The organism is Pseudanabaena minima str. Chao 2107, assembly GCF_051131155.1.
Classification (GTDB): Bacteria; Cyanobacteriota; Cyanobacteriia; order Pseudanabaenales; family Pseudanabaenaceae; genus Pseudanabaena; species Pseudanabaena minima.
In genome coordinates this window covers 596,744-618,124 of sequence record NZ_CP159508.1, presented here as the reverse complement: position 1 = coordinate 618,124, position 21,381 = coordinate 596,744, and the positions used below count along the sequence as shown (strand labels likewise).

Below are 21,381 nucleotides of genomic sequence, written 5' to 3'. Positions count from 1 at the left end.
TGGTTGGACAGCAATTTACTAGGCTTTGGTCATTTGATCAAGTATTTACAGGCTTAAGCCCCTTGTTAAGGCTATTTTATAGCAGTAGCAAGAATTGAGTGGCGGCGCGAAGCGCCGCCACTCAATTCTTGGGTTTTAATAAACCAAGAGACCCTTAAAAGTGTTGCTTTGCAACACTTTTAAGGGTCTCTTGGTTCGGGTTTTAGCGCTTTGCGCTTAATTAATTTGGCGGGTCATCAAATTAGCAAGATTAGCTAAAGCTTTGAAACCGCGTTTCATTTTTTGCTTACGTTGAATCTTGCGAAGAATATTGACCACAGCCTCAAGATCATGGTCATCGTCTGGAGGTTTTTTGGCACGGATCTGCTTGAAGGGTAAAATAATCCCGAAATGAACAGCAGCATTGCAAAAAGCATTGAGCATAGCTCTTTCAGGCGCATGGACTCCGATCGTAGCAGATCCCACCTGAATTAAACAACCTTTATCGCTACCAGTTGCCTCACGGGTGATGTCACCCACGGTTAGCAAACAACGCATCGTAATGTAGTCCGACACTGCCACAGGAGAGGAAAAGCTAACCTGCCAATTATCTTTGTGTGCATCCAGACGCGAACAAAGCATTTGCCAAACTGCAAAGAACTCGGAGGAAGCGTTTTTGCCGACAATATTTTCAGATATACCAAAGGAACGGGCCTTAGAAGCTGACAAAGATAGGATTGGTGCAGAAGAATCAGGAAAGCGAGCCATAGACAAGACCAAAAACTCTTTGATTAATGTACGCTAATCAAAGCCAAATGTCATCTCTGATTTATAGCCAAAATCTTACTTTAAATTGTTTAATCAATATTTTTACTGCTTTTTCCTAGCTTTATATCTCTGTAGCTTAGATTCTTACTACAAAGCATGAATTACGTTAGTGACTACGCCCCAAATATGTAATTCCACATTTTCGTCAATTTCAATGGGCTGAAAACTAGGGTTTTCGGGCATCAACCATAATTTGTTGCGATGCTTACGCAAGCGTTTCACGGTTAATTCACCATTGACGACAGCGATGACCACCTTGCCGCTAATCGGCTCTAGGGAGCGATCGACTACCAGTAAATCACGCGGATGAATACCTGCATCTTGCATCGAATCCCCAACTACTCGCACTAAAAACGTAGATTCGGGATGTTTAACAAGATGATGATTGAGATCAATTTTGCCTTCGATATAATCCTCCGTAGGGGCAGGAAATCCTGCGGCAACGGGATTGAGATAGAGAGGCACGCGGCATTTAATATTATTGTTGTCCGTCTTAAAGATAGATGAGACAATAGTCGATGGTTCTACCTGTTGAGGATCTCTGGCAAGAGCTTCTAAAATTTCATCAGCAAGGCTGACGGGTAAACGAACGGCTTTAGTTGTTTCGTTGTATTTGCCAGTACCCACAGGACGACCTGCTCCCTGACGTTTTCCACCTCGCGGCATAGTATTTCTCCCAAAATTATTTGCATTTGTCACTGCGATCGCTACAGTTTCATGAATATTGTACGCTAATCATATGATTTAACTATCTAAAAATGATAGATATTAAATCTGTCGCCAATCTTCAAATCCAAGATGCTAGTGGCGGCGCAAAGCGCCGCCACTAGCATCTTGGGTTTTGATTTGTTCTGATACAAAGGGCGACAGCCATAAGTTCTTTTCTAAAATATAGCTGTCGCCATTCTTGTTAGGACATGAAACCCAAATAGAGTGAGGCGGCGCTTCGCGCCGCCTCACTCTATTTGGGTTTTCATACAACAGGTGGCTATAGTTATAAATTACTAAAATCCAGTAAAAATCTCGCGATATATCCTTGAGGTGCAATGGAGATTAATTGATGCTCTTTGATATAAAAATATGTGCCAAAAACTAAACCAAGCACAATGAAAATACTGGAAAGAATCACGCGAATCCATCGAATAGTATTCATAAAATTTAGTGTGTAATCTGGTGGATTATTTTTATAGTAATAAACTGCCAATGCGCGATCATGGCACTTTATTAAGTAGCTGGGCTTAATTAAAATCTAAAACCAGAGGTTGTTCCGCCCGCTACGCGAGCGGAACAACCTTTTTGGTTTTTAGTTCACTTATTCCTAGCTACTTACTATAGAAATGCAAATTTTGCTTAAGACATAAAACCCATAAGAGCAATAGCGGCGCTTTGCGCCGCTATTGCTCTTATGGGTTTAAGTTTTGTAACAAGTCGCGTAGATTTAACTTTGATGAATGACAGGTAAATAAAGCGAGTTCATTTTGCTAATAGGGCTGAAAACTTCTGGCAGTGGAAGTTATTAACCAGTGAGTCAAACACTGAGTCCATGAATGAGCCTTTTGAATTCAATTTTTTTGGCAATCTGTTAAGCATCAGTTGAAGGAAAAAGATATGAGACTATTTTTAAGCAATGGATTTTTAGTAGCTATAGCGATCACCTCAATTTTTAGCAATTCTTTGGCAGCGATCGCTAGCAACACCCAGAGTTCACATGAATTATCAAAGTTATCTCTCAGTGATTCTATGAATATTTTCATTCTCCACCAAAATAACTCTCGGTTACCTCGCCCAAAAGGAAGTCGCTAAATTAACTTAAACATCCTCAATGATTTTGAGAGTATTTATGCTCTTTGCATTTGCTTCTTCAGCGAGATTTTTCGGAGATAACCACCAGCGATCGCTACAGGGATTGTTAGATAAAGAGCCGCAGTATGAAACCATGAAGGAACAGATGACGGACTGGTATATTGCATGAGTATTCCTAAACTAGTTGATATGATTCCAGTTAAAGCCGCATTGAAAATTTGATTCTGTTTGGCACAATGAGCCGAGAAAAAACCTCCTGCACAAGAGAATGTCATTCCAATGCAAAGATAGATAATCAAAAACAAATTACTAGAAAATTCTGATTGAATTTGATAAAGGCTTTTCCCTTGAATTGTAAAGAATACAGTCATAATTGAAGAAAAGAAAAATACTGTTGCCTCGGTGCTAATGGTATCGAGCAAAAGCCCATAGATTGCGGCTCTGAGATTGAATCGATTTCCCAATTGTTGAATTAAGCGACTTAGTAAGTTGGAATTCCTATTCTTGACTGTTTCTTTTGATGATTGTGTTTGTGGCTCCAAAGATGCCTCCAAAGATACATTCATCAACTTCTGAGAAGGCTCGCTAGTAGCTAGATCAGGAGATATTTGCTGAACTTCTAGAGCGATTTCTGGAGTAGTTGATTGCGTGTTTATGGCTGTGTTTATAGGTGAATGTGGACTCAAATTTACTTTATGACTCCAGTTAGGCATATTAGAACCTGTCCGTTTGCCATAAATTTCCAGAGTATTGACATTGGCGATCGCTAATTTTTGGATACCTACCAAAATCATCGAAACATAGACTGAACGATCTGGCACTTCTGAAGATTCCAATAAAATCTGAAGACAATCTGTTTTTAGTTTGACTGAAGCTGTCACTCCACGACGTTGAAAAGAGCGATTCATCAGCGTGGAAATTGCACTGATATCCCCATGTTGAGCTTTTTCCTTAAGATCTGGGAAAGCCTTTACTTTCTTTGGATTTTGTGTTTGGTCTTTCATCTTATCTACCTGCTTTCTTATTTAATTTACGCAAGACTTTTTGTTTGGATTTTTTGACCTGTTCCCATTCAGGGTAAAGCGCTAGAGCGCTATTGTATGATTGCAGAGCTTCGCGATCGCGTCCTAGTTCTTCTAAAACTATGCCTCGGCTATACATAGCGCGGGCATATTGGGGATCAATTTGTACTGCCTTGTCAAAAGCGGCGATCGCTTCAGGATAACGTTTCATTTCGTACAACACATCACCGCGTTGATGCCAGACATAGGCATAGTTCTCAAACTCAATTGCCTTGTCTACAGCTTGTAAGGCTTCTTGATTTCGATATAAGTATAATAGAGCAAGGCTGCGAATATACCACGCAAAACCATGCTGGGAGTCAATTTCAATTGCGCGATCGGCTGAGGCTAAAGCTTCTGAAAATCGTCTTAATCGACCTAGAGCGTCGCCTCGATTAGCATAGATATCCGCAAGTCGCTTCTTCCCTTTGTCTCCTAAGTCGCCCTTGGCTTGAATTGCCAGATCATAATCTGCCAAGGCTAAGTCATAATCCTGTTGACTAAAATAGGCTTCAGCGCGATTAAAATAGGCAAATGCATATTCTGAGTCAATTTCAATTGCTCGACTATAATTTTCGATTGCTCGGTCAAAATTATGTAGATAGAAGTAAGCAATGCCTCTGTAATTATAAGCTGTGGGATTTTGTGGATTTTTGCGAAGTAGGCGATCGCAGTCACGAATTACTCCTGCGTAGTCTCTACGTTCAGATTTAGCTTTAATTTGCGAGATTTCATATTCATCATTGCTGGCTACAGCCCTAGATCTCACACTGTTATTGCCACTGCGTCCTGCAAATTGACTCGTGCTCTGTGGTATCCAATAGCTAGCTGCGATCGCTGTAGAAACTCCTATCAACCATAAAATTGGCGAATGCCAATGCCAATGCCACCATTTGCGAGCATTTTTACTGCTGATCGCTTGGTTCGATATATTTTTATCTGCTTGCGTAACTTTATTTAGTTTTTGGAAATATCGAACTGTAAAGAAGATGCTACCGAATAAACCGATAAACACCACTAGGGAACTGAGCCAAGTGTGAAGAAATAGCAAGGAGTTAAAAGTACCATGTAGAAGAATCGCAGCAAACAGAGCCTTGAGAATAATCCATAGACGATGTTGAGAATTACTCCTTGCCTCTGCGAGAATACTGCCCATAATTACACCTGCGATCGCGTGCATCGGCAAACTCACAAATGCTCTGGCTTGGGCGATATGGTGTCCCATTTTGCTATACAGCGTAAACACATACATAATGTTTTCGATGCAAGCAAATCCCAGTCCAAGGCAGACCGTTAACATCACAATATTGTTTTTGGACTTGAAGGATTCACTATTTCTAAATGCAGCTAGCAAAATCAATAGTTTCAGAGCTTCTTCAATGAGTGCAGATAGAACAAATCCTCCTAGTAAAGCTTCTAATAAAGAAAACGCAGGAGTCTCTGTCGAAATATTTATTTGTTGGAAATAGTCAGCGACTTTATTCCCAGAGAAAATATATGCGCCCAGTCCTTCAATGAATCCCGCAGGAATGATACAAGCCATTCCCATCAAGAGAGCTTTGAACTTGTCTTGGTAAGATTCACCAATTTTACGATCACATTCATAGAAGTAACAAAGAATGGCGATCGCTGGCGAAATTGCGATAAAGAAACTCCAGAATAAAGACATAAAATTTACCAACACGTCTTTGTCATATACGTAATTCTAGAGAATCAAGAGCTATGCAACAAAAAAACATTCTCAGTCTATAGTAGTGTTATCACATAAAAATCTCGTGCAGTCTTAATATGCCTAGTCTCAGCCTGAAGCCATCACACAAGCCGATTAAGAATTACTATGAAGCCTTGGATCGCTATAGCAAGTTAGGGATAGTCCATGAGGGCGCAGTGCTGTCGGCTTTTCAGCAGTTGCTTGAGTCCTGTGGAAGACAGTTTGATTGGACTTTGGAGCAACAATTTGCGATTAAGCGATCGCAAAAACAACCAATTCGCATTGATGGGGCGTTGGTAGATATTTATCATTTGCCGCGTGCTTATTGGGAAGCGAAGGATAGTAAGGATGATCTGAAGAAGGAAGTTCAGAAAAAGTTTGCTGTAGGCTATCCCAAAGACAATATTATTTTTCAACAACCCGATCGCGCGATTCTTTATCAAGATGGCAAGTTGGTGATGGATGTGGACATTACCAAAGATCAAGAATTGGTGGATGTGGTGCGCCAGTTTTTTGAATATCGTGCGCCAGCGATCGCACAATGGGAGAAGGCGGCTGAGGAATTTGGCGATCGCGTGAAGGATCATGCTACAGCGCTACTAGAGCTAATCCGCACACAGGAGAAAACTAACAAGAAATTTATCGATGCGTTTGCGGCATTTATGCAGCTTTGTCGGCAGTCGATTAATCCTAATCTTGCCGAATCAGCAGTTGAGGAGATGTTGATTCAGCATTTGCTGACCGAGCGTATATTTCGGAGTGTGTTTAATAATCCTGATTTTGCTCAGAGAAATATTATTGCCGTTGAGATTGAGAAGGTGATCAATGCTTTAACCTCTAAGCATTTTAGCCGCGCTCATTTTTTGAGTAGTTTGGATCGGTTTTATGGGGCGATCGAAGAGACGGCGGCGACGATTGATGATTTTTCGCAAAAGCAGGATTTTTTGAATACGGTCTATGAGAAGTTCTTTCAGGGTTTTTCGACAAAGGTGGCGGATACGCATGGGATTGTGTATACACCTCAGCCGATTGTGAATTTCATGGTGAAGAGTGTGGAGGAGATTTTGCAACGGGAGTTTGGCAAGTCTCTAGTGGATAAGGGTGTGCATATTCTCGATCCGTTTGTGGGTACGGGAAATTTCATTATGCGGGTGATGCGTGAGATTGCGGAAATCCAAAAGTCGGCTTTGCCTCACAAGTATGAGCATGAGTTGCATTGCAATGAGGTGATGTTGTTGCCCTATTACATTGCGTCGATGAATATTGAGCATGAGTATTTTGAGCAGACTGGGAAGTATGAGGCGTTTGAGGGGATTTGTTTAGTTGATACTTTTGAAATGATTGATGAGCAACAGCTATCGTTATTTGTCCCAGAAAACACTCAGAGAGTCAAAAAACAGCAGGAATCTCCAATTTTTGTGATTCTTGGTAATCCACCATACAATACCAACCAAGTTGATGAAAATGACAATAACAAAAACCGTAAGTATGAGAGAAGTGATCGACAAGGTATTGATAATCGAATAGCAGATACTTATGCAAAAGCTTCTAAAGCTACTAATGTAAATAAACTTCGAGATCCTTATGTAAAGGCTATTCGGTGGGCTTCTGATAGAATCCTTAGAGATGGAGAAGGAATCATAGCATTTGTAACTAACAACGGCTTTTTAGAGCAGCGTGCTTTTGATGGAGTAAGACAATATTTGAGTCAAGAATTTAGTTCCATTTATATTGTTGATTTATTAGGAGATGTCAGAAAAAATCCAAAAATATCTGGAACTACCCATAATGTTTTCGGTATTCAAGTAGGTGTCAGCATCAATATCTGTGTCAAAAAAGGTTTGTCAGATATACCTGATCTTAAAGCAACTATCATGTATAAGTGTTTTAATGACTTTTTAAGAAAAGAGGAAAAGTTAAGTAATCTCGATAGTTTTGAATCTATTAGGAATATTGATTGGGAAAATATACAACCAACAAAAAGTAACACTTGGTTGACTCAAGGCTTAGAAGAAGAATTTGAGAATTTTATCTCGATTGGGAATAAAGAATCTCGCTCAAGTAAGGACTCCGTTAATTCAATCTTTAAAGTTTACAGTCTTGGTGTAGTTACCAACAGAGACAGATGGGTTTACAACTTTAATCGAGATCATTTAGTAGAGAAAGTAAAACTACATATAGAAACTTATAATCAGGAAGTTAGCCGATGGATTCACAGATCTGATCAATATATAAATTTAGATGATTTTGTTCTATACGATGAATCTAGGATAAGTTGGAGTCGAGATCTGAAAGCAGATTTAAAACGTGCCAGATTAGCAGAGTTTTCAGAACATAAAATTAGGCGTTCTATGTATAGACCCTATACAAGTTCTTATCTATTCTTTGACCCTATTTTAAATCAAGATATATTCAATAATCCCATCATTTTTCCTACCCCAAATACAGAAGAAGAGAATAAAATAATTTCTGTTGTGTGTGAGGCTCAAGTACCTTTCTCTTCACAAGTAACAAACTGTATTCCCTGTATGCACTATGGCGGTAGACAAACTCAATGTTTCCCATTTTATATTTATGATAAAGATGGAACTAATCGCCAAGAAAATATTACCGATTGGGCATTAGAACAATTCCAAACTCATTATCAAGATCCCAAAATTACCAAATGGGACATCTTCCATTACACCTACGCCCTACTCCATCATCCTCACTATCGCCAACGCTACGCTGCCAACCTCAAACGCGAACTACCGCGCATCCCCTTCGCACCAGAATTTCATCCCTTTGCCACAGCAGGAAAACGCCTCACCGAAATCCATATCAACTACGAACAACAACCCGAATATCGCCTCAAACATATCGAAAATAAAGACCTGCCAATCGATTGGCGAGTCGAAAAAATGCGCCTCAGCAAAGACAAAACCCAAATCAAATATAACGACTTCCTCACCCTTACAGGCATTCCCCCAGAAACCTTTGAATATAAACTAGGCAACCGTTCTGCCCTAGACTGGATCATCGATCAATACCAAGTCAGCACCGACAAACGAAGCGGCATCACCAACGATCCTAATTGCCTTGATGATGAAGAATACATCGTGAGATTGATTAAGCAAGTCATCACCGTCAGCTTAGAAACCGTTAAAATAGTGAAAGGTTTACCAGATCTAGGATTACCAAAGGATTAGGTAGCAAGGTAAATTAATGATTACAAATTCGCTAGATCGAGAATATATATTGAATGAGTTGCGTGGTTTGAAGTTAGAACTACGCGATCGCTATAAAGTCACGAAGATCGGTGTCTTTGGCTCAGTAGCAAGAAACGAAGCGACCGAAGAAAGCGACATTGATATTGTGGTAGAAATGGAACCAAATATTTTAAAACGCATTGGACTTAAAAACGAACTAGAAGCAAAGTTTGGGAAAGAAGTGGATGTAATTCGGTACTGGTACGGTATGAATAAGTATTTAAAAGCAAGAATTGAACGGGAGGCTGTTTATGTATGATCGGACAATGCTTTTAGAGTTATTTCTTGAAATTGAAGAAGCAATTAGAAGAATTGAGAGACGGTTTTCAGGTATCAATTCGCCTGAGGACTTTCTGCGTGATGATAATGGACTTGATCGACTAGATGGAATTGCGATGATGTTAGTCGCAATTGGCGAGAATATTAATAGAATCGAAAAAATGATTAGCAAAAAAGCTTTCGATCAGCATATTGATATTGAGTGGGGAAATATCATGGGAATGAGAAATATTTTAGCCCATGACTGCTTTAGTATTGACGCGTTTGAGGTATATCAAATATGCTCTAGCGAAATAGGCTACCTTAAAGAAGCTATGCAAAAAATTCGGAATGATGCTTTTTAAAAATGCAGGACATCTTCCGTGGAGATACCTCAATCGATACCATCAAATGATATTGACATTTTGGTAGAAATGGGACCGAATATGTTGAAACGAAAGCGAGTAGTTTAGGGTATCTCAACTGCATAGATCAAAGTTTGTGAGAAGTAGTAACAGATAGGCATAGCTACGGAAATTGGTATGAAAGCAAGCCATTATTGGCAATTTGTAAAGTTAAGGGCTACAGGGCAATGCATCCGCGAAACGATCGCCAATGCTAGAGAGTTTTTCTTGCAGCAATTTTCGGCAACAGATGATCTTGATGCTGTTCCTGAATTGACAGATTTACAAATTCAGAGGCAACTATGGCAGTTGTGGCAAAGTGGCGAAGCGATCGCCGAAATTTGTCTGCGGTGCTTTATTTCCAATCAAATCGAACAAACTTGTTATCAGATTGCTAATCAATTTGGAACAGACCATGGATTTAGATATCCTGACCTACTAGTTTTTGTGTTGAATGATTTTATTGATCGACCTCAAAACCAAAGTGGATTTATCTCAGTTGCCCGTGAAATCTTGGATAGTTTTGAGCATGAACGTAGTAATTTAGCAACTTGGACAAGTCGCAAAGTAAAACAAAATCGGGAGTTAAATGCTTTTTTGTTGGAGCATGGTGTTTATTTAGTCAGTGATTGGGCTATTCTCAATGACACTAGTCCAAAGCAATTAGAGCGCATTTATAGCGAGTTTTATCAAACTGCTCAATATTCCATTCAACAGTCAAAGAATCTGTTAGAAGCCTATCATGTAGTTTATCGAATGGATCGATTACAGTCGCGGTTAAATGGAAGCAAAGGTCAATGTCCTGCACCTACTCCAGAGCAGATACAGAAGATTAGCGAATATCTAGCTGTAAATCATACTGAGAACCATATTGTAAATATTGGGGCAACTAATATTTTAGGTAAATTGCAAGAGATGGCAAGCAAATTACGCCAATATCGCATTCAGGCCAGAGGCGGCAAGTCTCGGCAAGTCTCCTTCGATCAACCAAATATATCGATTAATCCTGAGACTTTAATGACTAATCGTGAAGATGAGCATGAGGCTTTGGCTTTCTTAGCAGCATACCGTCAACAGTTTGAGCAAAGTTTAGAACAGGCGATCGCCAAAGTAACAGAAATACACCATGCCAAACTTAAACAGCGATCGCCTGATCATGCAGCAAACTTCCTCACAGGACTAAGTCTATTTCATTGTCATGGGCAAACTATGGCAGAAATTGCAGTCTCAGTCGGGTTAGGTGCACAATATCAGGTAACGCGCCTCCTCAAATTAAAGGAATTAAGGTCAGATATTCGCCGTGAAATCTTAGGGAGCTTACGCAATCAAGTAATCGAACTAGTTAAGTTCTATGCTGACGCTTCACAACTATGTGAACTTGATCAAAAATTAGAAACTGTTTTGCAGGAACTAGTGGAGGAAGAAATGGAACATGCCGAGACTGAAAGTATTAAGAATAAAGGAACTCCTTTTCGCAGTCGGTTTGCGATTAAGCTCTGTAAGTATCTACAGCAAGTACATCAATGCTAAGGATTGCATAACTAATACATAACTAGCGCTATGAATAGACAACGAATTAGAATAAACAATCAACGTCATGATGACAATCAACTTACTCAGTTCTGGGGGAAAGCCAATGATTAGCGAATTTGAAACCATACCCCTTGAGTCGATCGCTTTATCTTCCACAATTATTCGTCAAGCGATCGCTCTATCGCAAAGTGCTAATAACCGATGGCAAGCTTATCTGGATGCACTCGCCTATTTAACTATTGAGAAATGGCTAAGCGATCGCCTACCCCACTTATCTCCTCAACATACACTAGAAGACATCACAAGCAGCAAGTACTTGCAAATTAGAGATTTCATCCTTTACATATTGGCAATTACGCAATCATCTGGGGATAGGGTGGAAGTTCACAGGAATTTTATTAATCCTAACTTCGCTACTGCTCAAAACCATAATGCTTTTATAGTCGTTGTGGAAATCCAGGAAGAAATTGAGCAGGCTGTGATTTTAGGGTTTAGTCACTATTCACAATTCATAAAGTATTTACAGACCTCAGAATGCGATCATGACAATACTTACCAAGTGCCAATATCACTATTTGAGTATGAACCTGAACGATTATTGTTGTATCTCCAACATTTAGAGCCTATTACAGCATCGCAACTAGAACCAATTACGGAATTACCCCAAGTTAAGATAACGGAGCTAATCCTTAACACGGGACTATGGTTGCAAGAAAAATTGGATGAAGTCGCACAAAACTTGTCTTGGCATCTATTACCTACCTACGCACCGATGATGCGTTCTTCAGATTTACGTTCGCCTAGAGAGGAACTAGAAACGATAGTTAGTGAAGTAGAACGTTTGCATGTTCAGGTTCCCCCTTCTGCAAAAGCAGCCTACCAAGACTTTCAACTAGGCGATCGCCATTTGCGTCTCTATGCGACAGTATGGACTGATAGTAAGTTCTCCGAAAATCCTGAATGGTCTTTATTGCTTGTGATAGGCAGTCAAGCTATTAATGAGATTCCCCATGGCGTGAGAATGCGTGTTCGCGATCAACAGCAAGTTTTAGTAGATCGACGTTTAGAAGCTAATAGTAAAGATCTCTATCTTTATGCCTGTGTCACAGGTAATCAAAATGAAGCCTTCACAGTATCGATTTCTTTGCCCAGTGGTGTTATGTTAACCTTACCAGCTTTTGCCTTCTACCCCACGCTCTAAATGCCGACTTACTATCTAGAAGTTGAGAAAATTGGGACACAATGCCGATTTCATCTGAAATGGGGGAAAAATCAATGTCTTCCACGTATAATTATTAGCTATTCTGAACTTGTATCTAAGAGCTATGATGAATGGCAACTTTCCTATCTTAACTACTATCGTCATGTGTCTATAGCTAACGCCTTACGGGGAAAGGTACAGAGCAGTGGTAGCTTCTCGCTCTCAAATGTGGATTGGCATGAAAAACTACGGGAAGCAGAAGAGAAGCTAATTCGAGAATTTAACTTTTGGCTACGTAGTCCAGAACTCTATGAGCTGTGGGAAGAGGTGAAGCGATCAGCTCGCCTGATATCTATTGAATCCAAATCTTTAGATCCATCTTCAGTACATATAGATTTACTGATTAATTGTTCTGATGATTTGCTGTGCTTGCCTTGGGAAGCTTGGAAGTTACATGATGAATTTGCTGCCCTTAACACAGTGCGAATTGCCAGAAGTTTCTCTTCAAGTAAAGAAATTTTGCCACCAAAAACACGCCGCCAACCTAGGGTTTTAGCGATCTTTGGCGATGAAACGGGGTTGAGTTTTCAGCACGATCGCGAAGCAATGCAAATTTTGTCGAGATTAGCAGAAATTCATTCCCTTTGTTGGGATAGCAATACAGCTAATAAAATTAATCCCAAACAAAAAATCTGTAATGCGATCGCCGATGAGCAGGGATGGGATATTCTCTTTTTTACAGGGCATAGCGACCAAACTAATTTAACGGTTGGTAAGTTACTGGTTGCACCTCAACACTCGTTGACTATGAGCGATTTAGAACCTTATCTATTGCAAGCAAAGGAAAAAGGGTTGCAAATCGCAATATTTAATTCTTGCAATGGCACTGCGATCGCAGCATGGTTGCTCTCTAAAGTAGGTATACCGCAGGCGATCGCTATGCGCGAACCGATTCACAATCTGGCAGCCCAGAGTTTTTTGGTGCAGTTTCTCAAAAATCTGGCACAACATCACGATGCTCACACATCTATGTTTGAAGCCTGTCGCTATTTACAAGAAGAACGCTTAACATTTCCATCGGTATATCTCATTCCTTCGCTATTTCGCTACCCCGATGCGCCCCTATTTCAAATACCCAGCAAGGGGATAAATGCATTCATCAAGCGAGTTTTACCCAAGCCATTACAGGCAATTGCTCTTAGTACTTTGTTAGCAATTAGCCTTATTCCATCCTTTCAAGAATGGATGCTTGATCGTCGCGTTTGGCTACAAGCTTATTATCGCCAGCAAACTCAACGCATTCCCAACGAATCCCCTCCCGTACTTTTAGTCCAAATTGATGAAACTTCTTTACAAAAAGCCGCGATCGCTGATCCGTATCCAATGGATCGCCTCTATTTAGCGCAATTAGTTGATCACTTAGCTAGCCAAAAGGCTCAAATTATCGGAATTGACTATCTACTTGATCGCTCCCATCGCAATCGCAAAGATGGCAAGGATGATGCACAAAGCGATCGCTCTCTAGGTCAAGCGATTCAAAATGGGGTAAATCAACAAAATGAGACTTGGTTTGTCCTCACTTCTGTTTATAGTGAAGGGAATTGGTTAGAGACTTTACCTGAAATTGCCAGTAACAATGGCAGCGTGGATGGACATATTCATATGTCGGTGCAGTATTTGCCCCTAGTGCAATCTGATGTACCTAAATTGCCATTTACCTATTTGTTAGCAGGATTGCATCGATTCAGACAAACTCAAAAGTTGAGATCGCCTCTAACTCCCAATGAAAATCTCTTCACTCAAATCTCTGACAAACTCCGTCTACAGGGTAAAACTTTTCGCAATTTGATTTCACCTAAAGCGCAAATGTCACCAATTACAGATTTTGCTCAAGGTGCGATCAGTCAGTCATGGCTGCATCCCATTGTTGATTTTTCCATTCCTCCTGATCGCATTTACCAAACAATTCCTGCGTGGCAATTATTGCAGAACAAGTCACAAATCTTAGATTCTCAAATCGTAATCATTTCGGCAAACTATTCTGAAGCGGGAATATTTAAACAAGGCGAAGACTCCTTTGTCCAACCAGCCGCAGTGCGTTATTGGCTTCAGCAATCTGCATCAACTAAACTACGTGAAAGCTATACAGGTGGAGAAGTGCAAGCCTATGCAGTCCATCATTTCTTGCGCGATCGCTATGTTGTGCCAATTCCTGACTCTTGGATGGTGATGGTATTTCTCACTGGTGGAGCAATTCTAGTGGGGTTTTGGCAACCGCGATCGCAACGACAGGTTTATATTGTGCTGGGTGCTAGCTTGAGTCTGTATATCTTAGTGAGTATCGAGATGTATATTTCGGGTGGTGTGATTTTGCCAATAGTATTGCCTGCGATCGCCACAATCATTTATTGTTTACCTAAACTTTGGACATCCTAATGTAGCGCGATGTAGCGCGGCTTTGCCGCGCCACAAAAAAGCTACTTATGATGCATAGCTGATATTAGCTGAGAAGTAATAAGCCATAACGTAGAGCGTTATAGTTAAGTGATTTACAGTTAGTTTATAGACTTCTAAAATGATCGCTTTAGAACAACAATTAAAGCAGCTTGTTCAAGAAACTTGTCAGCATCCACACGGAAGTATTGCTCGACAGAGGGCGTTAACTTCACTGATTAGATTAATTAATCGCTCACAGAAACTTTGGAAAGATAGCTCAACCTATTACGAAGATGCTTTGCAACTAACGTGGCTATATTTTTGTCGAAATCTTTGTGAGGCTATTACCGCAAAGTCTGCCTATGACTCCGATCGCAGTAATGTTATTACTTGGATGAATGCTTACCTTAAGCGCCGATTGCAAGATATGTATATCGAAAATCAACAACAGCAATTGCAACATGTACTAGAAGAAGGAGAAGATCGCAAAATAACTGATCAGATAGTAGATCTCATAATTGCACCGCCACAGCCATCTAATTTGCTAGATCAAGTTCGACAATGGGTGGAATCAGATAAAACTAAAGTTTTGCAGCGTACATATATACGAGATCGCGCTGATGTTAATGCTCAAGTTTTAATTCTCAGACGCTTACCTCCTGAATCTAGCTGGCAGATTTTGGCTCAGGAATTTGCACTTCCAATCTCGACACTCAGCAGCTTTTATCAAAGAAAATGTATTCCTCTTTTAAAAGAATTTTATGAACAGCAAAGAGTTGCCTAATCGCACTCAAGAGCAATAAATATGAATAATCTTGAAGAAAATTTTCTGTCTTTACCAATTTCTAATCAGTATCGTGATATTGCGCGATCGGTTGCATCGCAACAACTTCTTCCAGAAGTTACCGAACGCTTGAAGCGTAATACTTTAGCGGTACTAGTAATGCATGATTATTTAGAGATGATGGGAATCTCAACTAGTTTGCAAACTAGTGATAGTTGGCATCCTGTGGTGAGAATTTGTGCAGATGTTGCGGATTTAGAAATTGAGGGAATTGGTAAATTAGAATGCCGATCACTCCAATTGGGGGAATCAACCTGTTATGTACCACCCGAAGTCTGGGAAGATCGGATCGGCTATGTAGTTGTGCAATTTGAGGAAAATCTGCGATCGGCAAGGCTCTTGGGATTTGTAAAGCAAGTATCAACCGAGTTTATTGCCCTTAATCGCTTAGAACCGATTGAAAATTTATGTATGGAGATCGCAGCTTTGCGAGAATCTAGTCAACAAAATTTTGGGAGTAATAAAGCTATTGTAAGTCTTAGCAACTGGTTACAGAATCTCTTTGAGTCTGGATGGGAAGAGATAGAAAATCTACTAGATAGCAAACAGTCTCAGTATGCTTATCGTACAAAAGAAATCTCAAAGTCTCTCCGCAACAATTTGACTAATTCAGAGGAAATTCGACGTGGCATATTGTTTGAACTTGGTGTTACAACGCCTAAATATTTGTTAGCCTTAATCGCTACAATTTCGCCAAAGGGTCAAAACGAGATCGATATTCGTTTATCTCTTTATCCAATTTCAGAAGCTTTTCTGCCTGAATTGATTGAATTAGTCGTTTTGGATGATGCGGGCAATGAATTTTTAAAAGGACAAGCTAGAAGCGTTGATAATTATATTAATATTCAATTTAGTGGCAGTATCGGAGAGCGTTTTAGTATTCGAGTCTCTCTTAATGACAATTCTTTGATAGAAAATTTTACTATTTAACGTGAGTTCGGGATAAGCTACAAAATTTTAAAAGCCAAAACAGTAAAAGCCTCGCAAAGCGAGGCTTTTACTGTTTTGGCTCCTAGAAAGGTTTCGCAGCGCGAAACCTTTCTAGGAGCCAGTTTACAATTAACCCGAACTGAGTTTATCTAGATGAAATAAAGCACCGCGCTAAGCGCGGTGCTTTATTTCATCAGAAGAGATATTTATTGCATGGGAGCGAAATCGTAGCCAGTTGATGATTTGCTTGGCTGAATTTTGAGGAGCATATTTGTATCAGAGCGATCGCCTGAGGGTAGAAACTTCACAACTCCTGTAGCTCCATTAACCGAAAAACCTTGCTGCGAAATCACTTGTTGCAAGCCACTACGAGTAGGATTTTGCTTTAATCCTGCAATAATTGCCTGCATTGCATCATAAGATGTTGCTGTGCGCCAATTAACAATTCCACTCCACAGCTTTTGAGCATTTTTAGCAAAAGGATTTGCAGAATCGGTATCGGGATGCCAAATTGAATTAATCACCATACCATTAACATCTTTCTGACCTAATTGGAGAGTCTTGTGAGTATTCATTGCCGAACTGCCCATTAAAGAGAGTTTCCCTTGGTTAGCTCTTGCCATATCCGTTGCTGCATTGATTTTGTCAATATTGGGCAGTAAAAGTAAGCCATCGGCTCCTTCAGCAATGAACTTGGGAATGATGCGATCAGGGCTAAAGTCTATAGCCGCAAAATCACAGGGTGTTTTAGCGATACGTCCGCCATTAGATACGACGCGATCGGTAAACTCCGCTTTCAGCGATTGGCTTGACACAGAGCTAGAATCGTAACAGATAGCAATCGTTGAAAGATTTTTTGCCTTGGTGGCATACTCCGCTAAAACAAGAGCCTCGTTACGGATATTTGGTACGGTGCGAAAAATATAGCTGCCAATTCCCGATAGGTTTACAGCGTTAGATGTGGGAGAAATCGCGACTAAATTATTTTGTTGATAAATAGGCGCAGCAGCTAGAGATACATTACTGGCATTATGTCCAACAACTGCCAGAATTTTATCGTCCTTCGCAAATTCTGTCGCGATTTGAGAAGCAAGATTGGCATCGTTACGATCATCAGCGATCGCTACTTTTATGGGAATTCCATTAATGCCACCACTGCGATTGACCTCATCTTGAGCCTGCGCTACACCCCGCAGGATTTCCTGTGCAACATCAAGGTTACTGCCAATAGGGATGCTTACGGCGATTTTTAGGGTATTTCCATCCCCGATTTTGGCATTATTCAAGTAAATCAAGGCTTCAGGATCGTTAGGATTTTGCTGTAGTGAAGCTTGAAATTTAGCGATCGCCTCATTCCAGTTTCCCTTTGCCAAAGCATCAACACCTGCTTGTTTTTCGGGTGTTAGCTTATCGCTAATTAGAATTTTGTCTCCAATACTAATGACATTCTGGGAACTCTGGGCAGATGGAGATTGTGGATTTGAAGAAACAGAAGAATTTGGTGGATTTGAAGCTTTCTGAGACCACCAATATCCACCAATACCCAAACTCAAAAATAGCAAGATGAAAACAATTGGTGGTGGTGAAGAGAAATTTTTGTTTGCTTTTGAATTTGCCATGACAATTTACTCCTTGATTTTACTCTCTGATTAAGTCAAATTAATTCAATTGTTGAAGGTCAGAATTTCCGATTTGCTGAAGGCGGCGCGTTACTTCGTCTTCCAAAGTCATTTGTTCGATTTCAGCATTTACTACTGCGATCGGATTTTCCGATAGAGCGGCAAGTGCATTTGTTCGCAAATTGCGAGTTTCCACAGCGTTCTTTGCCTCTTCAAATTGACTCTTGGCTGAGCCAATATCAAACTCATTATTGACACTGGCGATGATTGCCAAAGCTTCGTTTACCTCAGCAAGATCTTTCATGTTCTGCATGTCAGACTTGTATGACTCGATCTTTACTCGTTCGCGATCGAGCTTTGCTTTAGACTGATTGACCGCCTGTTCAGCTTGACGAATCATTGATTCGAGGCTTGGTAGAACCTGCTCGATCTGAATCACTTTTGCCATTGTCTGCCTTGCTGCTAACTCGTTCCCAAGCTTCTGGGCAGTCGCAACTTGTCTATTGAGAATTTCTAATTCTTTAAGTTTTGACTCGTGCATCTTCTTGGCTTTTTGATAGGAAGCATCCTGAATAGCAACTGCTTCTGCTAGACGATGTACACCTTCTTGCATCGATTGTAGTGATTCCTCGGCAACTGCTACCGCCACTTTGCCGCCTGCATCTACAGGAATTCCCCAGAGCCAGTTCCACGTTCCGACAACGGTTCTACCAGCTTTTTCTCCAATCAACCAATACATTACTTTCTTCATATCTTTTTGACTGTGAGTTACATGTGCTTTTATCTATCGCTAAAGATTGATGATGTATGCAAGTAGAATTCTCGATTTGCATCTTTAATCTATTTAGTCATCATGGTTAATCTGGGAACTTACGCAGTTCTTTACAATGCTTAACAATAGAAAAGGAGATCGCTAATTTGCTTTTTGCATAGCTGGGCGATCGCCTAGACCTAAAAATCACCAGCAAAGTACATATAGCTGTCGCCAAGTGTATGAGGACATAAAACCCAAGAAGAGAATGGCGACACGAAGCGTCGCCATTCTCTTCTTGGGTTTTGATTTTGTCCTAACACAATCGACGGTAGCTATACATCTAAATCTCAATATGTCTCTGGAATGGTCGTTTTTAGTCGCTTTTGGATTAGTCTCATTTATTATGTTGCTCGCATTATCGCGCCCCCATCACTTGAGATGGGATGAAAAGTTGGGCTTATGGTTAGCTTGTTGGAGGAAGTGGTGCCAAGATTTACAGGTGGATATTGAATGCACTCCATTACAGCAAAAGCTTGAAGAATTGGTAAAGAGACGAGGGGATCTGGCAGAGAGATTACTAAAATCAGAACAGTTAAGAAATCCCAATCAAAAAAGAAAATGGTAGAAAAGGTTGTTTACGCTCTCAAGCGTGGACGATGAGAATTCATGACTCAGGAAAAGTTTAAGTTTTGTTAATTACTGCGTAAGTTAGCTGTTTAAGTCTGATGAGTAGCTAAATAGTTAGCTTTTTACTGCATAGTTCAGCGATCACCAGAGCTATGTGAAACTAAGCAACCATTTTTAATTTGCTTTTTGTATTTACAAAGGTAATTTAATGACAAATCTAAATAAAATGTGCATGATGAATTTGTAGATATTTTGATGGAGCGATCGCCATTATGGGTAAGCTAGTAACCCTTAAATTTAATGACGGTAATTTCGAGCAGGGTTTTGCAGTAACAATCCAGATTGGTGAAGAAGGAGCACTTCCATCATCCGAAATCGCTGCAAATTTGCCTCCATTAAAAGAATTGCCTCAACTCTATGATGCATGGCAATCTTCTTATTTAAAGATAGGTGGAACAACGAGACTGTCGGCAGATGCAAATGCTGTTACTAACGTTTCCTTTCTTGAAGATTGTTATGATGCTGCCGAAAAGCTCTCAGAACAACTCAATCAATGGTTGCGATCGCAGTCTTTCCTGCCTGCGAGGGAGTTAGTCTCCGATAATATCTACAGAAATGATGAAGTACGAGTACTTCTGCAATCGGGAAATCCCTATTTACAGAAGATGCCTTGGCATTTGTGGGATTTATTTGATCGCCGCTTTACCAAGTCCGAAATTGCGATCGCTGCTCCTGCATATTCCAGTATCACCCCTACCAAAAAACATTCTGATAAGATTCGTATACTCATAATTCTCGGTAATAGTGAAGGTATCGATATCGATGCTGATCGCGCCATGCTTGAACAATTACCTAATGCAGAAGTATCTCTGTTAGTAGAACCGAAGCGCCAACAACTTAATGATGAGCTATGGCAACAGCAATGGGATATTCTCTTTTTTGCAGGGCATAGTTCCACTCAAGAAGATATTGGTAGGATCTATATCAACGAAACAGAAAGTCTGAGGATGGAACAGTTGCGCTATGCCCTGAGGACTGCTGTATCCAATGGGTTGAGGTTAGCGATTTTCAACTCCTGTGATGGTTTGGGCTTGGCGCGATCACTATTTGATTTGCACATTCCCCAAGTAATCGTGATGCGTGAACCGATCCCCGATGAAGTGGCACAGAAATTTCTCCATTACTTTCTCGAAGACTTCTCAAGAGGAACCTCTTGTTACTTATCAGTCCGTCGGGCGAGAGAGCGCTTGCAAGGCATTGAAGATCGCTTCCCCTGTGCGACTTGGCTACCGATTATCTGTCAAAACCCCGCAGAAAAGCCTTTGCAATGGTTGTTTTCTAGGGTTGAACAAGTAACTACTAAAGAAATGAATCCTAATTTTATACAGCCAGTGGGTAGGCTCCAATACGGCGCAGGACTCGACACTATCATCTCTAACTCAATACCGACTGAACCGAGAGTAGTAGTAACATCTCCTAGTGGTAAGCATCCTATGAAAAGGACAAAACTATTCCAATTACCACAAACCTATATGCTTTTGGCAGGAACGGCTTTGGGTTTGGCTTGTTTTGTGGCGGTACTGCGTCCGCGTCCGATTGTGATTGCGAGTGGTGGTGCGATCGCCGCGATCGTCTTTGGTGCATGGTCATGGCTAGTTAAGAAGGAATTTGCTTGGCTGAATGAAAATAACTTGCTCGATCGCTATGTATTTGCTTCAAAACTGGATAGATTAGAACACAAGTCGCTCGCTACTGGAATGCAGTGGCGGAGGGTAAAGGCATGGGCGAGGGAGATTCATGCTTATGCTGAAAAAATAGTTGAGAAGGAACCAGATATGACGGTGGATATCTTAGAGACTTTGATCACTGTTTTGGATTTAGCGGGACAGGTTTCTGATGCGATCGCGACTATCGATCAAGTGAAGTCAGAGAACTATCGCGTGGTTGCCCAGCGACGTTTACAAGCCAGTTACGATCGCCTCCAAGCTACTCATGAACTTTTACAAAATCTACAAGATCAAGTTTTACTGCTTTCGCTAGATCGCAATAGTTCTAATCTCAAAATGGAGCTTCCTGCTCAGCTGAGATTAGCGATCGATACGAACAAAATCACTTTGCAAGCAAATGAAAACTAGTAACGAATAG

The 21,381-nt window shown here is 40.5% G+C and carries 17 protein-coding genes; 9 read left to right on the top strand and 8 right to left on the bottom strand.

Features of this window, described 5'->3' with window-relative positions:
• Positions 1-216: 216 nt before the first annotated feature.
• From ABM313_RS02835 to ABM313_RS02810, 6 genes are all read right to left on the bottom strand, one after another.
• A complete protein-coding gene (locus ABM313_RS02835) occupies positions 217-708 on the bottom strand; it encodes a hypothetical protein (protein WP_434686194.1) in 492 nt (163 codons plus the stop codon).
• A gap of 186 nt (positions 709-894) precedes the next feature.
• The gene (locus tag ABM313_RS02830) at positions 895-1,473 is read right to left on the bottom strand and encodes a LexA family protein (protein WP_434686193.1); all 579 of its coding nucleotides are present in this window, start codon (positions 1,471-1,473) and stop codon (positions 895-897) included.
• Positions 1,474-1,801: 328 nt separating this feature from the next.
• Complete coding sequence (locus ABM313_RS02825; RefSeq protein WP_434686192.1) at positions 1,802-1,960, bottom strand: hypothetical protein; 159 nt, start codon at positions 1,958-1,960, stop codon at positions 1,802-1,804.
• A 436-nt stretch (positions 1,961-2,396) separates the two neighbouring features.
• Entirely contained in the window at positions 2,397-2,561 is a 165-nt protein-coding gene (locus ABM313_RS02820; protein ID WP_434686191.1) for a hypothetical protein, read from the bottom strand.
• Positions 2,562-2,645: 84 nt separating this feature from the next.
• Entirely contained in the window at positions 2,646-3,614 is a 969-nt protein-coding gene (locus tag ABM313_RS02815) for a hypothetical protein (protein ID WP_434686190.1), read from the bottom strand.
• A gap of 1 nt (position 3,615) precedes the next feature.
• Entirely contained in the window at positions 3,616-5,340 is a 1,725-nt protein-coding gene (locus ABM313_RS02810; RefSeq protein WP_434686189.1) for a tetratricopeptide repeat protein, read from the bottom strand.
• 119 nt (positions 5,341-5,459) lie between these two features.
• On the opposite strand from ABM313_RS02810, the gene ABM313_RS02805 reads away from it, so the two are divergent.
• The 8 genes from ABM313_RS02805 to ABM313_RS02770 all read left to right on the top strand — a co-directional run bounded on the left by ABM313_RS02805 (position 5,460) and on the right by ABM313_RS02770 (position 16,236).
• The gene (locus tag ABM313_RS02805; RefSeq protein WP_434686188.1) at positions 5,460-8,570 is read left to right on the top strand and encodes a type ISP restriction/modification enzyme; all 3,111 of its coding nucleotides are present in this window, start codon (positions 5,460-5,462) and stop codon (positions 8,568-8,570) included.
• 19 nt (positions 8,571-8,589) lie between these two features.
• Positions 8,590-8,889: a nucleotidyltransferase family protein gene (locus tag ABM313_RS02800; RefSeq protein ID WP_434688339.1), complete on the top strand. Its 300-nt coding sequence runs from the start codon at positions 8,590-8,592 to the stop codon at positions 8,887-8,889.
• A complete protein-coding gene (locus ABM313_RS02795) occupies positions 8,882-9,253 on the top strand; it encodes a HepT-like ribonuclease domain-containing protein (protein WP_434686187.1) in 372 nt (123 codons plus the stop codon). Before ABM313_RS02800 ends, ABM313_RS02795 begins: the two co-directional genes overlap by 8 nt.
• 177 nt (positions 9,254-9,430) lie before the next feature.
• Complete coding sequence (locus tag ABM313_RS02790) at positions 9,431-10,822, top strand: hypothetical protein (RefSeq protein WP_434686186.1); 1,392 nt, start codon at positions 9,431-9,433, stop codon at positions 10,820-10,822.
• Positions 10,823-10,889: 67 nt separating this feature from the next.
• Positions 10,890-12,026, top strand: a complete 1,137-nt coding sequence (locus tag ABM313_RS02785) for a DUF1822 family protein (protein WP_434686185.1) — start codon at positions 10,890-10,892, stop codon at positions 12,024-12,026.
• Positions 12,027-14,462, top strand: coding sequence for a CHASE2 domain-containing protein (locus ABM313_RS02780; RefSeq protein WP_434686184.1), 2,436 nt, complete (start codon positions 12,027-12,029; stop codon positions 14,460-14,462).
• 139 nt (positions 14,463-14,601) lie between these two features.
• The gene (locus ABM313_RS02775) at positions 14,602-15,246 is read left to right on the top strand and encodes a sigma-70 family RNA polymerase sigma factor (protein ID WP_434686183.1); all 645 of its coding nucleotides are present in this window, start codon (positions 14,602-14,604) and stop codon (positions 15,244-15,246) included.
• Between the two features lie 21 nt (positions 15,247-15,267).
• A complete protein-coding gene (locus ABM313_RS02770) occupies positions 15,268-16,236 on the top strand; it encodes a DUF1822 family protein (RefSeq protein ID WP_434686182.1) in 969 nt (322 codons plus the stop codon).
• A gap of 206 nt (positions 16,237-16,442) precedes the next feature.
• Here ABM313_RS02770 and ABM313_RS02765 read toward each other — a convergent pair whose 3' ends face one another.
• Both ABM313_RS02765 and ABM313_RS02760 read right to left on the bottom strand, forming a co-directional pair.
• Positions 16,443-17,855: an ABC transporter substrate-binding protein gene (locus ABM313_RS02765; RefSeq protein WP_434686181.1), complete on the bottom strand. Its 1,413-nt coding sequence runs from the start codon at positions 17,853-17,855 to the stop codon at positions 16,443-16,445.
• Positions 17,856-17,895: 40 nt separating this feature from the next.
• Positions 17,896-18,606: a PspA/IM30 family protein gene (locus ABM313_RS02760; RefSeq protein WP_434686180.1), complete on the bottom strand. Its 711-nt coding sequence runs from the start codon at positions 18,604-18,606 to the stop codon at positions 17,896-17,898.
• Between the two features lie 902 nt (positions 18,607-19,508).
• Between ABM313_RS02760 and ABM313_RS02755 the strand changes: the two genes are divergently transcribed.
• Positions 19,509-21,371 (top strand): CHAT domain-containing protein, encoded by a 1,863-nt coding sequence (locus tag ABM313_RS02755; RefSeq protein WP_434686179.1) that lies wholly within the window; start codon positions 19,509-19,511, stop codon positions 21,369-21,371.
• Positions 21,372-21,381: the final 10 nt, after the last annotated feature.

Coding starts and splice junctions, on each gene's coding strand:
- ABM313_RS02810 (WP_434686189.1), bottom strand. CDS start 5,340: ATGTCTTTATTCTGGAGTTTCTTTATCGCAATTTCGCCAGCGATCGCC.
- ABM313_RS02765 (WP_434686181.1), bottom strand. CDS start 17,855: ATGGCAAATTCAAAAGCAAACAAAAATTTCTCTTCACCACCACCAATT.
- ABM313_RS02830 (WP_434686193.1), bottom strand. CDS start 1,473: ATGCCGCGAGGTGGAAAACGTCAGGGAGCAGGTCGTCCTGTGGGTACT.
- ABM313_RS02780 (WP_434686184.1), top strand. CDS start 12,027: ATGCCGACTTACTATCTAGAAGTTGAGAAAATTGGGACACAATGCCGA.
- ABM313_RS02820 (WP_434686191.1), bottom strand. CDS start 2,561: ATGAAAATATTCATAGAATCACTGAGAGATAACTTTGATAATTCATGT.
- ABM313_RS02815 (WP_434686190.1), bottom strand. CDS start 3,614: ATGAAAGACCAAACACAAAATCCAAAGAAAGTAAAGGCTTTCCCAGAT.
- ABM313_RS02805 (WP_434686188.1), top strand. CDS start 5,460: ATGCCTAGTCTCAGCCTGAAGCCATCACACAAGCCGATTAAGAATTAC.
- ABM313_RS02795 (WP_434686187.1), top strand. CDS start 8,882: ATGTATGATCGGACAATGCTTTTAGAGTTATTTCTTGAAATTGAAGAA.
- ABM313_RS02825 (WP_434686192.1), bottom strand. CDS start 1,960: ATGAATACTATTCGATGGATTCGCGTGATTCTTTCCAGTATTTTCATT.
- ABM313_RS02755 (WP_434686179.1), top strand. CDS start 19,509: ATGGGTAAGCTAGTAACCCTTAAATTTAATGACGGTAATTTCGAGCAG.
- ABM313_RS02760 (WP_434686180.1), bottom strand. CDS start 18,606: ATGAAGAAAGTAATGTATTGGTTGATTGGAGAAAAAGCTGGTAGAACC.
- ABM313_RS02785 (WP_434686185.1), top strand. CDS start 10,890: ATGATGACAATCAACTTACTCAGTTCTGGGGGAAAGCCAATGATTAGC.
- ABM313_RS02770 (WP_434686182.1), top strand. CDS start 15,268: ATGAATAATCTTGAAGAAAATTTTCTGTCTTTACCAATTTCTAATCAG.
- ABM313_RS02790 (WP_434686186.1), top strand. CDS start 9,431: ATGAAAGCAAGCCATTATTGGCAATTTGTAAAGTTAAGGGCTACAGGG.
- ABM313_RS02775 (WP_434686183.1), top strand. CDS start 14,602: ATGATCGCTTTAGAACAACAATTAAAGCAGCTTGTTCAAGAAACTTGT.